The organism is Streptomyces musisoli, assembly GCF_016741855.1.
GTDB lineage: Bacteria > Actinomycetota > Actinomycetes > Streptomycetales > Streptomycetaceae > Streptomyces > Streptomyces musisoli.
In genome coordinates, this window is record NZ_JAERRH010000001.1 from 19697 (window position 1) to 35587 (window position 15891).

Annotated in this window: 9 protein-coding genes; 2 read left to right on the top strand and 7 right to left on the bottom strand. The window is 70.3% G+C overall.

All coding sequences use genetic code 11. The annotated features are described in order from the left end of the window. Positions 1-34: 34 nt before the first annotated feature. The 5 genes from JK361_RS00075 to JK361_RS00095 form a co-directional block, all read right to left on the bottom strand. Positions 35-766: an ABC transporter ATP-binding protein gene (locus tag JK361_RS00075; RefSeq protein WP_201813501.1), complete on the bottom strand. Its 732-nt coding sequence runs from the start codon at positions 764-766 to the stop codon at positions 35-37. After that, positions 763-1656: an ABC transporter permease gene (locus JK361_RS00080; protein WP_201813502.1), complete on the bottom strand. Its 894-nt coding sequence runs from the start codon at positions 1654-1656 to the stop codon at positions 763-765. The genes JK361_RS00075 and JK361_RS00080 overlap by 4 nt, the downstream gene beginning before the upstream one ends. Continuing rightward, positions 1653-2549 (bottom strand): TauD/TfdA dioxygenase family protein, encoded by an 897-nt coding sequence (locus tag JK361_RS00085; RefSeq protein WP_201813503.1) that lies wholly within the window; start codon positions 2547-2549, stop codon positions 1653-1655. The genes JK361_RS00080 and JK361_RS00085 overlap by 4 nt, the downstream gene beginning before the upstream one ends. Before the next feature lie 466 nt (positions 2550-3015). After that, complete coding sequence (locus JK361_RS00090) at positions 3016-3615, bottom strand: hypothetical protein (RefSeq protein WP_201813504.1); 600 nt, start codon at positions 3613-3615, stop codon at positions 3016-3018. Between the two features lie 210 nt (positions 3616-3825). Further along, on the bottom strand, positions 3826-5889 hold the full coding sequence (locus JK361_RS00095; RefSeq protein WP_307787089.1) for a serine/threonine-protein kinase: 2064 nt from the start codon (positions 5887-5889) through the stop codon (positions 3826-3828). Positions 5890-6388: 499 nt separating this feature from the next. Here JK361_RS00095 and JK361_RS00100 point away from each other — a divergent pair, with 499 nt between their 5' ends. Next, complete coding sequence (locus JK361_RS00100) at positions 6389-8704, top strand: SpoIIE family protein phosphatase (protein WP_201813505.1); 2316 nt, start codon at positions 6389-6391, stop codon at positions 8702-8704. Between the two features lie 279 nt (positions 8705-8983). On the opposite strand, the gene putP is transcribed toward JK361_RS00100, so the two are convergent. After that, positions 8984-12568: a sodium/proline symporter PutP gene (putP, locus tag JK361_RS00105; RefSeq protein WP_201813506.1), complete on the bottom strand. Its 3585-nt coding sequence runs from the start codon at positions 12566-12568 to the stop codon at positions 8984-8986. Positions 12569-13157: 589 nt separating this feature from the next. Here putP and katG point away from each other — a divergent pair. After that, entirely contained in the window at positions 13158-15350 is a 2193-nt protein-coding gene (gene katG / locus JK361_RS00110; protein WP_201813507.1) for a catalase/peroxidase HPI, read from the top strand. A gap of 77 nt (positions 15351-15427) precedes the next feature. Here katG and JK361_RS00115 read toward each other — a convergent pair whose 3' ends face one another. After that, the gene (locus JK361_RS00115; RefSeq protein ID WP_201813508.1) at positions 15428-15841 is read right to left on the bottom strand and encodes a hypothetical protein; all 414 of its coding nucleotides are present in this window, start codon (positions 15839-15841) and stop codon (positions 15428-15430) included. Between the last annotated feature and the right edge of the window lie 50 nt (positions 15842-15891).

Sequence of the window (15891 nt, forward strand, 5' to 3'; positions counted from 1 at the left end):
TGCTTTCTGTGCTGGGTGAGGGTGTTCGGGGAAGTCAGTGCTGGCCGGCGAGGCCGAGGTCTTCCAGGAGCCGGGCGCGGAGTGTCTCGCGTGCGACGCTCGCCTCACGGTCCGCGGCGGAGAGGTGCACGTCGTGTGAGGTGCCGATACGGCCGTTGCTCATGACGACGATGCGGTCCGCCAGGGCGATCGCCTCGTCGACGTCGTGGGTGACGAGCAGCATGGCGGCGTGGTGCCTGGTCCGCAGCGCGCGTACGAGGTCGTGCATGCGCAGCCGTGTGATGGCGTCGAGGGCCGCGAACGGCTCGTCGAGCAGCACCAGTTCGGGCTCCGAGACCAGTGCTCGCGCGAGCGACACCCGCTGGGCCTCGCCTCCGGAGAGCTCCTTGGGCCATGCCTTCTCACGGCCCGAGAGTCCGACCTCGGCGAGCACGTCGCGGGCCCGCTGGTCGGCGCCGGGTCCGTGCAGGCCGAGCGTGACGTTGCGCAGGACCCGTTGCCACGGCAGCAGCCGGTCGGCCTGGAAGACGATCGCACGCCGTGCCGGGACCTCCACACGCCCTCCGTCGGGCCGGTCCAGTCCGGCGAGCAGACGCAGAAGAGTGCTCTTGCCGCAGCCCGAAGGGCCGAGCAGGATCACCAACTCCTCGTCGGCGATCGTGAGGTCGAGGTGGTCGAGCACCACCCGGTCACCGAACCGACGGACCACCTGCTCGACGGCGACCCCGGTCTGCCGACGGGTCTCGGTCGCGACAGCGCTGCTCATGACGCCTCATAACTGGGTCGCCACCGCAGCAGCACCCGCTCGAGAGCCCGGACGAACTGGTCGGCGAGCAGACCGAGGAGCGAGTAGACCACCAGCCCCACGAAGACCTGGTTGGTCTGGAGATAGGTCTGCCCCTGGGTGATGAGGAAGCCGAGTCCCTTGTCGGCGTTGACCGTTTCGGCGGCGACGAGGCCCAGCACGCTGTACGCGAGGGAGAACCTCAGACCGACCAGGAAGCCCGGCAGGGCTCCGGGCACCAGCACCCGCGTCACCAGGCGCCAGGTGCCCGCGCCCGTCGTGCGCGCCATCTCGATCAGCCGCTGGTCGACGCCCCGGATCGCGGCGAACAGGTTGAGATACATCGGGACGCCGGCTCCGAAGGAGATCAGCAGCACCTTCGTGAGCTCGTCGATGCCGAACCACACGATCATCAGCGGCAGCACCGCGAGGAGAGGGATCGTGTTGAGCACCTGCACCAGGCCGTTGAACAGGTATTCACCGCTGCGCAGCAGCCCGCCGAGCACGCCGGTGATGACGCCCACCGTCAGCCCGATGGCGAGACCGGTGCCGGCCCGCTGCAGCGAGATGGCCAGGTCGGGCCCGAGGACGCCCTGCTGCCACAGATCGGCGGCGGACTTCACGATGGAGGTCGGTGCCGGAGCGTAGGTCTTCGCGAGCACTCCGGCCCGGGCGAGCACCTCCCAGGCGATGAGGATCACGACGGGAGTCGTGTAGATGCCCAGCGGCCAGCGCAGGCGCTCGAGGAGCGTGCTGATCGGCGTTCGACGGCGGGCGTCGCGCGGTAGGAACACCTCGCGTTCCCGCGCGCTCGTCGTCTTGGTGTCCGGGCTCTCGCCGACGGCAGGCGCCTTGAGGCTGAGTTCGGTCATGCCGCCACCTCCAGCACGCTGCTGTAGTGCGAGGCATCGCCGACGAGTTGCTCGCTGCGGCGTCCGTCGACGCCGACCGGAACGTCTCCGGCGATCGTCACCCGGTTCAGGCGGCGGGGGTGGTCGTCGTAGTTGTCCACCCCGTAGTGCTGGGTGATCCGGTTGTCGAAGATCAGCAGCTGGTTGGGCGCCCAGGTCCAGCGCAGGATGTTCTCCGGACGGGTCACGTACGACTGGAAGAGGCGCAGCAGTTCGGCCGACTCGCTGCTCGACAGACCGATGATCTGCCTGGCGAACCCGCCGATGAACAACCCGCGTTCGCCCGTCAGCGGATGTACCCGGACGACCGGGTGCTCCGCTTCGTACGGCGTCGAGACGAAAATCCGGTCGTACTCCTGTCGCTGTGCCGTCGTGGCCGAAGGGCGGGCGTAGTCGTACCGGTTGGTGTGCACGACGCGCAGCGAGTCCGCGAGGGCCCGCAGCGGTTCGGGCAGGTCGCGGTAGGCCGCGGCAGCGTTCGCGATGAGCGTCTCGCCGCCGTACGGCGTGGTCACGACCGACCGCAGCGTGGTGGCCTGCGGCGGGTTGACCACGAAGGAGACGTCCGTGTGCCACTCGTTGGCCTTGGACGTCTCGCTGTCGACGGCGAGCACGTTCGTCGTACCGTCGGCGGCCGGCACGTTCGGGTGAGCGGTGGTGAGTTCGCCGAACCAACCGGCCACACGTTCCTGACCGGCATGGTCGAGGTTCACGTCGTCGAACACGATCGCCTTGTGCTCGTTGAGGGCGTCACGCAGCGCCGTGACCGTCAAGGGGTCGGGCGGCGCGGTGAGGTCGACGCCCTCGACGGCCGCGCCGATGCGGCCGGTGAGTTTGCGGATGGACGGAGGCATGAGGGGGTCCCTCCCGGACAGATGGGGCACGCCAAGGGGTGCTGGAAATGGGGACGTCGGGTAAATGGGCCGGCACTGCGCAGGACTGCTCGACCACGTGCGGAACGCCGGGCTGGGCGGACCGGAGAGAGGAGCGCCTGGCCGAAGGACCGCTACAGCCGCGCTCTCGGCGACCGCGTCGGCGTGCGCGAACGGGCTCCCGGCTCACACGAGAAGGAGAGGAGAGCGGGAGCCCTCAGGAGGTGGAGACGACGATCCCGCGGGGAGGCATCGCGGTGTCAGCGGCTTTGCACCGCCGCTGCCAGGCACGCGCCATGGGCGCACACCGGCCGCCGCCGGGGAGCACTTCCCGGGTCAGCGACAACAAAACGCGCTGGAGACGTGCGCCAGATCGATGTGGCGCCGCCGGGTCAGGTCCACGCGCGGGTTCATGGTTCGGGAGTTCAGCAGATGTCCACCAGGCTGGTCAAGAAGTTCCCGGGCAGGTCTTGCATTGCGGACACGCCGATGCAAGCGCGGTGGCAGGGGCGTGGCTCGGCGGGGCGGGCACGAAGCCCGCCGTTGCGGCGGTGTGGCCCGGAGCCATGCACGGCGACAGGGTCGCCTGACTCTTCCACTCGGCGAAGGGGCGGATGCGGTAGTGATCCGGTGAGTGAGCGGAGTGCGCGTCGGGGACATGGGCGCGGAGGTCGCCGTCCAGGTCGGCCAGGGTGGCGTCGCCCTGGGCTGGGTCGTCCTGGGCATGGTCGAGGAGACTCTGCAGCCCGGACACTCCCAGCGCACAGCCTGCGGCGGGGTTGTCGGAGAAGGCGTAGTCGACCGTCTCGCACACGGTTTCCTCGTCGTTACCGAGCAGGCACCGCCGCCACTGGTCGGCCTCGGCGACGAGCCGCTGGTGGACGCTGTGCAGGCGGGCCTCTTCGGCGGCGAGATAGAGGGGCGCGTCCGCTTCCGCTCGCTGTTTGGCGGCAGAACGCTCGGCACGGGCGAAGATCCCCAGCCCCGCGAGATGATGGGCCTGCGCCTCCGCCAGAGCCCAAGCCAGACTCAGCTGCGGGGGTCCCATCGGCGGCCTGTCGGAGTCGGTGGGCGCCGAACGCTTCGGTCACCGCCAACCGCCACCGCGCCGCAGACGGATCCCTCACCGGCGCCCCGCTGCCCGTCGGCCTCGCCGGTGGCCGGAGCGGCCGCCCGCGAGGCCGCCGTGCGGGCCCGCGAGCGCTACGACCGTGAGGTGGCGGCAGGCCGTCGCCACCCGTGACGCGGTCCGGTCGGGTCAGGAGAGGCAGTCACCCGAGCCGATGAACTCGGGGGTTCCCATGTTCCCGCCGTAGACAGCCACGGACCAGCGCATGTACTGCCAGGACTGGTTCCTGCTGTACTCGTCCCTGAGCCTGCCGCAGGTCGTCCTTCGGGCGACATCCTGGAAGTTGTCTCTCTGGGCACGGCCGATCAGCGCTCCATAGGTGTCCTGGATCCACACGTACGCGGCCTTCTCGGCCGGGTCGAACCCGAGGCTGATGTCGTCGTCCGCGGCGGAGGGGTCCACGCCGTCGTCCTCGGCGACTCGGGTCTTCCACGCAGCGGTGATGGCCTTGTCCGTGGCGTCGGCGACCCGGATCTCGTCCTTGTCGGTACTGGGTATCTGCGCCGTCGCCATACCGGTTTCGTCTCCCCGCCACTGCCCGGCGACCTCGTTGTAGCACCCGTCGGTGGCCTGGCCGAAGCCGAGGATGTCCGCCTCGGTGTCGACGTCGGAGTTCTTCCAGAAGACGGAGTAACGGCCGTAGGGCCAGGTGGCAGGTCCGGCCTGGAGGCGGTGGGCGAGAGTGGTGCAGGATGCCGCTTCTCCTGCCCTGCGGAACACCTCCTGCTCGTCCTGCGGCAGTTGGGAGACCGGCCCGCCGGTCACCATCACGGTCTGCGCACGCCGGTTGAACGTGACCGTGGCAGTGAGGTGATCCAGGCCCTTGGTGGCGAGCATGGACCTCACGTCGTCCTCGATGGCCTGGGCGGTGTCCTTCTCCTCCTGGGCGCCCGCGGTGGTGCTCGCTCTCCACTCGTCGTCCGACGGCTGGGCCTCGTCACCGGCCCGCGTGAAGGCGGGATGGGCCACGCCGGCCAGCGGATCGGTCGGTACGCGGACCCCGCGCGGATCGGCCGCGGTCCGCGTCGCCGCAGCGGGGCCAGGGGTTCCGACGGGCCCGGTCGCGCCGCCGGCGTGCCGGGCCGGGGACGCGGTCGTCCGGCCTGCGGTGGCGGCCCGTGCGCCGCCCCGGTCTCCGCCGTCCGGGAAGGCGGCCGGCAAGGCCAAGGCGCCCCCGGCGAGAGCACCGATCACGGCGGCGGCCACGAGCACGGTCGTGACGGTCCGTCTGCGGGAGGGTAGGGAGGGGGCGTGCCAGGTGGGGTCGTCCACGGCGGGCATCTCCCATACGGCTGTGACCAGTTCGCCGATCCGGGTGGGTGCCGGTCCGTCGCCGCCCGCGAGGACCTGGGTGGCCTGGGAGGCGAGGAACCCCGAGCACTTCTGGGCGGCCGAGGCGGCGGATATCCGGTCGGCGGGTTCCTTCGCGAGGGCGCTCTCCACGACTTCGCGCAGTTCCTCGGGTACACCGTCCAGGTCGGGGTCCCCGGACATCACACGGAACGCGACCACGTCCGGCGCGCCGGTGCCGAACGGGAGCCGGCCGGTGGCGGCGTAGGCGACGAGCGCGCCCCAGGCGAACATGTCGCCCTCCGGCCCGGCGGTGCTGGTGCGGTAGTACTCGGGGCTGATCCAGCCGGGGGTACCGGTCATGACGCCCGTCCGGGTCACGCTCGTGCCGTCGGCGGCGCGGGCGATGCCGAAGTCGAGGACCCGAGGGCCGGCCGGGGTGAGGATGACGTTCTGCGGCTTCACGTCCCGATGGACGACGCCGGCTTCGTGGACGGCCGCCAGTGCCTGGGCCGTGCCCGTCGCGAAGGCGTGCAAGGTAGCGCCCGTCAGGGGGCCGTGGTCGGCCAGGTACTGGTTGAGGGTAGGGCCCGGAGCATAGGCAGTCGCCAGCCAGGGCGCGTCGGCCTCGGGGTCGGCGGCGAGCAGCGGCACGAGGCACGGCCCCTGCACGCGCGCGGACAGCTGCACCTCGCGGCGGAACCGGGCCCGGAATTCCGGGTCTTCGGCCTGCGCAGGGTGAATCACCTTGACGGCGACCCTGAGCCCGTCGGCGGTGAGACCGGCATGGACGGTCCCCATGCCGCCCGAGCCGAGACGGCCGATGATCCGGTAGGGGCCGACACGGGAAGGATCACCAGGGCGGGCGGGGTGCACCCGCCCGCCGGAACCAGCAGCGCTCACGAGGAGTCCCAGCCTAGGAAACCGAAAGTGAAGAAGACGTGAAGGACGTATATATCATGATCACATAGTTACGTGAACCAGGCCCCCGGTCGTGCCCCTGGTTGAAGCGGAAGCCGCTGAGCTGGTGGTCCATCCTGCCCATCGCCAGATCGGCAGCGTTGGGGCCACTGTCGGCTGCCTTCAAGGCGTGCGGCGTCCCGGCCGACTTCCCCGCCGATGGTCGATCCGGCCGGGAGTGTGAGCGCGCGGGGCTGTGAGACGGGCGAGTGCCTGCCTGGCCTGTGCGATTCTCCGGTCGCTCGGCGGACGTCGCCGGCGGACTCGTCGGCGGACAAGGTGGTCACCGCGATCCTCGTCGGCGGACAAAGTGGTCACGTCGTCCTCGTCGGCGGACAAGTTCGGGCACCGTGGGGCCACTTAACGACTTGGCGGCGCGGAGCCGCACGGTTTGCGCTGAGATGACCTGCCTCAGCATCGGCCCGGGGGGCGAAGAACGAACATGAGCGACTTGGTGGAAGCAGCACCGCCTGATCCCGCCGACCCGGTCGGACTCGGCACGTGCCGGTGCGCGGTGCGGGCCTCCGCAGGCGTGCCGGGCGCCGCGGAGGAGAGGTTCCGGGGACTGCTGGAGGCGGCGCCGGACGCCATGGTCATCGTCGACGACAGCGGCACGATCAGACTCGTCAACGCCCAGACGGAAGCCCTCTTCGGCTACCAGCGCGAAGAACTCCTCGGCCACCCCGTCGAACTCCTCGTCCCCGGCCGCTTCCGCCCCCACCACACCGAACACCGCAACGGCTACGCCCACAACCAGCAGGTCCGCCCCATGGGCGCCGGACTCGACCTGTACGGACTACGCAAAGACGGCACCGAGTTCCCCGTCGAAATCAGCCTCAGCCCCCTGGAAACCACCGACGGACTCCTCGTCTCCGCCGCAGTACGCGACGTCAGCGAACGCAAAGCAGCCGAAGAAAGGTTCCGGGGGCTGCTGGAGGCGGCGCCGGACGCCATGGTCATCGTCGACGACAGCGGCACGATCAGACTCGTCAACGCCCAGACGGAAGCCCTCTTCGGCTACCAGCGCGAAGAACTCCTCGGCCACCCCGTCGAACTCCTCGTCCCCGGCCGCTTCCGCCCCCACCACACCGAACACCGCAACGGCTACGCCCACAACCAGCAGGTCCGCCCCATGGGCGCCGGACTCGACCTGTACGGACTACGCAAAGACGGCACCGAGTTCCCCGTCGAAATCAGCCTCAGCCCCCTGGAAACCACCGACGGACTCCTCGTCTCCGCCGCAGTACGCGACGTCAGCGAACGCAAAGCGGCGGAGGAACGCATCAACGAGCTCGCCGCACTGGTCGAGTCCTCGCAGGACGCGATCCTCGCGAAGACCCTGGACGGCCGGATCACGTACTGGAACGCCGCGGCGCAGCGGTTGTACGGCTTCACGGCGGAGGAGGTCCTGGGTCGGCACGTGTCCATGCTGGCGCCCTCCGCGAGAAAGCACGAGATCACCGCGCTCCTGGAGCGGCTGCGCGAGGGTGAGAAGGTCGAGCACTTCGAGACGTTGCGCCTCACCCGCTCCGGAGGGCTTCTGGACGTCGACGTCACCCTGTGGCCGACCCGCGCAGCGGACGGCACGGTCGTCGGGGCGTGCGCCATCGTCCGGGACATCAGCGACCGCAAGCGCGCCGAGGCCGAGCTGACCGAACTGTACGAACAGCAGCGGCACATCGCCCTGACCCTGCAGCGCAGCCTGATGGGTACGCCGCCCGCCATTCCCGGCCTCGCCACTGCGAGCCGCTACCGGCCCGCGACCCAGGGAGCCGGTGTCGGCGGCGACTGGTTCGACCTGATACCGCTGGGCGCCGGCCGGGTCGGTGTCCTGATCGGCGATGTGATGGGCAGGGGCCTCGAGGCCGCCGCCGTCATGGGCCAACTCCGCTCCGCCGCACATGCGTTGGCCAAGACCGGGCTCCAGCCGAGGCAACTGATGCAGGCGCTGGACACCGTCGTCGCCGATCTCGACGTCCCCGACCAACTGGTCACCTGCTGTTACCTGGTCATCGCCGCCGACGCCGGGGAGGTGACCGTGTGTTCCGCCGGCCATCTGCCGGTTCTCGTCGCCGTCCCCGGAACCCGCACCCAGGCGCTGCCGGCACCCGTGAACGCCCCGCTCGGTGTCGGCGGGGTGATCTACGAGCAGTGCTGCAGCAGCATCGAGCCCGGCGCCACCCTCGTGCTCTACACCGACGGCCTGATCGAAACCCCTGAGAGCGACATCGAGGACAAGCTGACCCAGCTCGTCACCACCCTCGACGAACTCCCGGCCGCAACGCCGGACCTGGAGGCCGCCGCCGAATACGTCCTGTCGACGCTGCTGCCCGATGCCGACGGCCACGACGACGTCACGCTGCTGCTGACCCAGCTGCCCGCGGCGCCTCTGGCCACGGCCACCGCATCCCTGCCCTCCGCACCCGAGTCCGTGCCGGCGGGCCGCGACTTCCTCGACAAGGCACTGAGCACATGGGGCTGCGCGGGCTCGACGGACGACGCGCTCCTCCTGCTCTCCGAGGTCCTCACCAACGCCGTGCAGCACGCCCAGGGCCCGATCGGGGTGCACGTGTGCCGCACGGACACCGGTCTCACCGTGGAGATCAGCGACCGCAGCCCCCACCTGCCCCAGCCGCGCCTCGCGGCGGAGGACGAGGAGTCCGGGCGCGGCCTGCTGCTCGTACGCGCCCTCGCCGACGACTGGGGCGTGCGCCCCACGGACGAGGGGAAGACCACGTGGTTCAGCCTCAAGCTGTGAGGGCACGCCGGGAGCCGACGTCCGCGATCCCGTGCCGTCGGCCGTCGGACACCGGCTCCCTCGAGTCCAGCAGCCCGGTTCGTGCAGCCGTAGTCGTGGACGTACCGCCGAGGACCTTTCCCGAGGTGCCGTGGGCCCGGGTCGGGGTGGCCGGGAGGGTGGCGGCGTGATGGTCCTGACCGGGTGGTCGCCCCGCTGCCCCGCCTGCCGGAGCCATCAGATCCACCTCTTCCGGCGAGGGCGGGTCCTGTGGGCTCGGTCCCGAGCGCGGCGGCCGGGCTAGCCGGTCGCGTCGGCCCCGATGACCTGCTCCGCCCAGATGATCTTGCCGGTCTTCGTGTAACGAGTGCCCCACCGGCGGGCCATCTGGGCAACGATCAGCAGGCCCCGTCCCCCCTCGTCGGTGGTACGTGCGTGGCGCAGGCGGGGCGAGGTGCTGCTGGCGTCGGACACCTCACAGATCAGGCCGCGCTCGCGGATCAAGCGCAGGCAGACCGGTCCGGTCGCATGGCGGATCGCGTTGGTCACCAGTTCGCTGACGATGAGTTCCGTGGTGAACGTCAGATCGGGGATGCCCCACTCCGTCAGCTTCCGAGTCGCGAGGTCGCGGGCGTGCGCGACGGCAGCCGGATCGCTGGGCAGGTCCCACGAGGCGACGCGGTCCGGGGCCAGGACCCGGGTACGGGCGAGGAGCAGGGCCGCGTCGTCGGCGGGCGGACCCGTCAGCAGGCTGTCGATCACTCGTCGGCCGGTCTCCGCCAGGGTCGGCAGGGGCGCCGCGAGGGCATCGCCCAGCCGGGAGAGCCCGACGTCGATGTCCCGGTCGACGGACTCGACGAGGCCGTCGGTGTAGAGGGCGATGAGGCTGCCGTCCTCCAGCTCGGTCTCGATGGACTCGAAGGGGAGGTAGCCGAGGCCGAGCGGCGGTCCCGCGGGCAGGTCCAGAATGGCGACGGCGCCGTCGGGAGTGACGACCATCGGGGGGAGGTGACCGGCCCGGGCCATGGTGCAGAGCCTGCTGACCGGGTCGTAGACGGCGTACAGGCAGGTGGCACCCAGGAACGCGGTGCCGGTCGCCTCGCCCTCGTCCGCCATCGGGGCATCGACGTCGTGCGCCCCCATGAGGCCGATGACCAGGTCATCCAGGTGGGCCAGCAGTTCTTCCGGGGAGTGGTCGAGGTTGGCGAGCGTGCGTACGGCGACGCGCAGGCGCCCCATGGTCGCCGCCGCGTTGATGCCATGCCCGGCCACGTCCCCGACGACCAGGGCGACCCGTGCTCCGGAGAGCGGAATCACGTCGAACCAGTCGCCGCCCACACCGCTGGGGGCATCCGCCGGCAGGTACCACGAGGCCACCGCCAGAGCGGACCCTCCCGTCAGGTCCTGCGGCAACAGGTAGCGCTGCATGGAACGGGCCGCCGTGCGCTCACGGGTGAAACGGCGTGCGTTGTCGATGCACACCGCCGCACGGGAGACGAGTTCCTCGGCGAGGCGGACGTCGTCGTCCTCGAAGGGGCCCAGCCGCGGGGACCGGGCGAAGGTCACCACCCCCAGGGTGACGCCGCGCGCCCGCACGGGGACCACCATCACCGAGCGGAAGTCGTAGTCCACGAGCGAGGCGCCCAGCGTCTCGTCCACGGTCACCCACGGACTGTTGGTGCGGTCCAGGACCCGCTCGACCAGGGTCTTGCTCTCGAGCAGACAGCGGGTCACGGGCGACGCGGGCGCACGCCGGATCGTCTCCCCCACGGCCAGTGACGCCTCGGGGCAGCCCTCACGGACCGACTGCTGGGCCGCTCGGCGGAGGACGGGCGCCTCGCCGACCGGCCCGGGTGCCGGTTCCTCTCCCCGCATGACCGAGTCCAGCAGGTCGACGCCGACGAAGTCGGCCACGGCCGGCACCGCGTCGTCCGCCAGTTCCTGCGCGGTCCGGGTCACGTCAAGGGTGCTGCCGATACGTGCGGCGGCGTCGTTGAGCAGGGCCAGGCGTTCCTGCGCCCGCCATCGTTCGGTGACGTCGATGATCATGTACCAGACGCCGACGTTCCGGTCGTGGCGGTCCTTCATGGCGAAGAAGGACGCTGAGATCGCGCGGCTTCGGTCGTGCACCGTGTAGCCGGCACCGCGGTACTCGAAGTCCATCACCGGCGCGCCGGTCCGGAGAACTTCGTGCATCTTCTCCTCGAAGGCCTCGGCCTCGGCTTGCGGCAGGATCTCCGCCATCCGCCGCCCCAGCCGTCGTTCGAGGGGGATCTGGCGGTCCAGCGGCTCGTTCACCCAGACGTACCGCAGATCCGTGTCGAGGACGGCGATACCGACCGGTGCGTGGCTGAGGAAGGGGGTGAGCATCAGCTGGCTCACCCCGCCGCCCGGCATTCGCCAGAAGGCCCGTTTCGGAGGCCGGCCGACGAACTTGCCGAAGATCAGTGCCGCGGCCGTGGCGACCAGGACGCCCGGAATCATCTCGTAGATGCCCGACCAGAAGGGGCCGTGCAGCGGTTTGACCACGCGCCACAGGAGCACCGTGACCGCGCCGGACACGATCCCGGCCATGGCCCCCGCCCAGGTCATGCGCGGCCAGTAGAGCGACAGCAGGACCACCGGGCCGAAGGCGGCGCCGAAGCCCGCCCAGGCATAGCCCACGATGCCCAGCAGCCCGCCGCCCCTGAGCGCGATCAGTGAGGCCACCAGCGTCACGGCGACGACGGCGGCGCGCCCCACCCAGACCAGCACCCGGTCCGGAGCGTGCCGGTTGACGAAGGCGCGGTAGAAGTCCTCCGTGAGGGCGACGGACGAGACGAGGAGCTGGCTGTCCGCGGTCGAGATGATCGCGGCGAGCACCGCGATCAGCATCACACCGGCGCCCCACGGGCTGAACAGCGTCCGGCTCAGCGTGATGTACACCGTCTGCGGGTCGTGGAGCGGTGTGCCGAACCGCGCGATGCCCAGCAGGCCGACGAGCGTGGCACCGGCCAGCACCACGACCACCCACCCGGTCTCGATACGGCGGCCCGCGGGGACGGCGCCGGTGCTGCGGATGCCCATGAAGCGGGCCAGGATGTGCGGTTGCCCGAAGTAGCCGAGGCCCCAGGAGAGCAACGAGATGACGGCGACGGCGCCGAGCGACCCGCCGCCTCCCGTCCACCGTCCGTCCACGAAGTCGACCTTGGCCCCCATGTCCAACAGGCTGGGCGTCCTGCTGTCGAGGGAGTCACGAAGCGCTGCGAAGCCGCCGAGCGTCGCGATACCGACGACGGGGAGCACGAGGAGGGCGAGGAACATCAGCGTGGCCTGCATGACGTGCGTCAGGCTCACGGCGAGGAAGCCGCCGAGGCATGAGTAGACGACGATCACCAGGGCGGTCAGGGCCACCCCGAGCCTGAACCCCGCACCGAAGATGTGCCCGAAGAGCAGTCCGCCGGCCACCAGTCCACTGGCGACGTAGACGGTGAAGAACACGAGGGTCACCGCCGCCGAGACCATCCGGAGCATCCGTGTGCGGTCCTCGAACCGCTCCTCGAGGTAGGCCGACAGGCTCACCGCGTTCCCGGCACGCTCGGTGTAGGTGCGCAGCCTCGGGGCGACGAACAGCCAGTTGCAGTACGTACCCAGCACCAGGCCGACCGCGATCCACCCGGCGCCGACGCCCGCCGCGTACACCGCTCCGGGGAACGCCAGGAACAGCCAGCCGGACATGTCGCTGGCACCTGCGGACAGGGCGGCGACGAACGCGGGCAGCCTGCGGCCTCCCAGGGCGAAGTCGGCGAACGTATGCGTACGGCGGTAGGCCCAGACACCTGTGCCGATCATGACGGCCACGTACACGAGGAACGTGGCCACGATCGGCGCACTCAACTCGGACATACTGCCTCGCCTGCGAGGTTCATGAGCACGGGCCTGCCACCGCACGACCGACAGCCGTGATCCCTACTGCACAAATGTACAGATTCCGGTCGCCGTCGGCGGCCGTTGCCGCCCGCGTCGGTGCCGGCACGGGCACTCCGTCACTCCGGAGGTCGAAGAAGACCGCCGTCGTGGCGATCCATTCAGGGAAGTCCAGCCGACTGACCGGCAGGGCCGGGGTGTGTTCGGCCACGCCGGGCCCCGGCGCTTCAACCTGCTGCCCGGCACCGCGGACGCCATGACCAAGAGTTCGCCGGGCCATGGTTTCCTTCCGGTTTCACGGTGTCTCGATATCGCCGAGCAGCGGTACGCCACGGCAGTTCGGTTCGCACCATTCTTGAAGTGAATTCATTGACTGGGGGTGCTCTGCGTGTTTCATAGAGGTGTGGTGTGCGGTGCGCGACGATACTGACGCGGTACTGCATCTTTTCCAGCCGGTGGGCGCCTGGCGCGCTGATCGCGTGGGCCGACGTACTCGGCACCCGCAAAGTCGGCGACGTCAGGAGCGGCAGCCGGCGGACGGAACACCGAGACAGGAAGAAGGACGGGCATGTCCGGCAGTGAAAGCGAGAATCCAGCAATCCCTTCACCGACGCCCACACCGACTCGGCGACCCAGGACGAACCGGGACTGGTGGCCGAATCAGCTGGACCTTCAAGTCCTCCACCAGCACTCGCCCCGGGCCAACCCGATGGACGAGGACTACGACTACGCGGCAGAGTTCGCGACCCTCGACGTCAACGCGCTGAAGCGGGACGTCTTCGAGGTGATGACGACGTCCCAGGACTGGTGGCCCGCCGACTACGGTCACTACGGGCCGCTCTTCATCCGGATGAGCTGGCACGCCGCGGGAACGTACCGCATCGAGGACGGCCGCGGCGGTGGCGGCAGCGGCGCACAGCGCTTCGCCCCCCTCAACAGCTGGCCGGACAACGCGAGCCTGGACAAGGCGCGCCGTCTGCTCTGGCCGGTCAAACAGAAGTACGGCCGGAAGATCTCCTGGGCCGATCTCCTGGTCTTCGCCGGAAACTGCGCCATGGAATCCATGGGGTTCAAGACGTTCGGGTTCGGTTTCGGCCGGGAGGACATCTGGGAACCCGAGGAGATCTTCTGGGGACCCGAGGACACATGGCTCGGAGATGAGCGCTACAGCGGAGACAGGGAACTCACCGGTCCATTCGCCGCCGTGCAGATGGGACTGATCTACGTCAATCCGGAAGGCCCGAACGGAAACCCGGACCCATTGGCTGCCGCCCGGGACGTCCGGGAGACGTTCGGGCGCATGGCGATGAATGACGAGGAGACGGTCGCACTCATCGTCGGCGGCCATACCTTCGGAAAGTGTCATGGCGCCGTCGATGCCAGTTATATCGGCCCGGAACCCGAGGCCGCCGCCATCGAGCAGCAGGGCCTCGGCTGGCGGAACACCTACGGCAGCGGCGTGGGCCCCCACGCGCTCACCAGTGGTCTCGAAGGCGCATGGACCACCGAGCCGACCCGGTGGGACAACGGCTACCTGGACAACCTGTACGGGTACGAATGGGAGCTGACGAGCAGCCCCGCCGGCGCCCACCAGTGGACTCCCTCGGATCCCACCGCCAGGGACACCGTCCCCGACGCCCACGATCCGTCGAAACGGCACGCCCCCATGATGCTGACGACGGACCTCGCGCTGAAGGTGGACCCGGTCTACGGACCGATCACCAAGAGGTTCCACGAGAACCCGGACGAACTCGCGGTGGCGTTCGCCAAAGCGTGGTACAAACTGCTGCACCGCGACATGGGGCCCGTCTCGCGTTATCTCGGCCCGTGGATCCCCGAGCCGCAGCTGTGGCAGGACCCCGTCCCCGCCGTCGACCACGAACTGGTCGGGGACGAGGACATCGCCGACCTCAAGAGCAGGATCCTCGCCTCGGGTCTCTCCGTCTCCCAGCTGGTCACCACCGCCTGGGCGTCGGCGGCGAGCTTCCGCGGCACGGACAAGCGCGGCGGGGCGAACGGAGCACGCATCCGGCTCGCGCCGCAGAAGGACTGGGAACTCAACGACCTGCCCGAGGTGACCGAGGTCCTGCGCACGCTCGAGCAGATCCAGCAGGACTTCAACGGCTCCCGGACCGACGGCACGCGGGTCTCCCTCGCCGACCTGATCGTCCTCGGCGGGTGCGCGGCCGTCGAGCGGGCCGCGAGGGACGCCGGGCACGACATCACGGTTCCGTTCGCACCGGGACGTACGGACGCCTCGCAGGAACAGACCGACGCGGCGTCGTTCGCCGTGCTGGAGCCCAAGGCGGATGCCTTCCGCAACTACCTCCCGGCGGGCGAGAAGCTGTCGCCGGAGACCCTCATGCTGGACCGCGCCAACCTGCTGACGCTGACCGCTCCCGAGATGACGGTGCTGATCGGCGGCATGCGGGCCCTGGACACCGGCTTCCAGGGTTCCCGGCACGGTGTTCTCACCCACCGGCCGGGGACCCTGACCAACGACTTCTTCCTCAACCTGCTCGACATGGGCACGGAGTGGAAGGCGTCGGCCACGGACGAGAACGTCTTCGAGGGCCGGGACCGCGCCACCGGCGAGGTCAAGTGGACCGCCACCGCCGTCGACCTGATCTTCGGTGCGCACTCCCAGCTCCGAGCCGTCTCGGAGGTCTACGCGTCCCAGGACGCGGGAGAGAAGTTCGTACGTGACTTCGTGGCCGCGTGGAACAAGGTGATGAATCTCGACCGGTTCGACCTCGCCTGAGCCGGCCGTCCCGGTCGGCCCTCACGTCCCGGCCGGCCCTCACCGGCCGCCCGGGACGCGGCGCGGGGCGGCACGCTTCACGTGCTTCCGTCCCGCGCCCGGGTCAGCTGCTTCAGTTCGATGATGGTGGCCACGGCGCGCAGCCAGGTGGCGGCGGTGTCGTCGGCGGCGATCCCGCCCGCGAGTCCGGTGCCGGCCCGCAGCCACTCCTGTACGAGGACGGCCGCCTCCCGGCGGGGCAGGGGCTCGGGCAGCTCCGCGGCGCGGGCGAGTCCGCCGGCGCGCACGGTGTCGGCGAGGAAGGCGACCGAGCGCGGCTCGGTGCCGAGGCGGTCGAGGACGACGGCCGCGGCCGCGGCGCCGTCGCCGAACAGGGCGGTGCGCCGGGTGCCGGGCTCGGCGGTGAGGCCGTAGCGCAGCAGGACGGTGATGTCGAGCCGGGCCAGCTCGTCGTCCGTGCGGTCCGGCGGGTGGGGGGCGTCGTCGTTCATGGCGGGGCCTCGGGTGTCTCGTCTCGTCCGGCTGGCTGCGACTCGGTCGG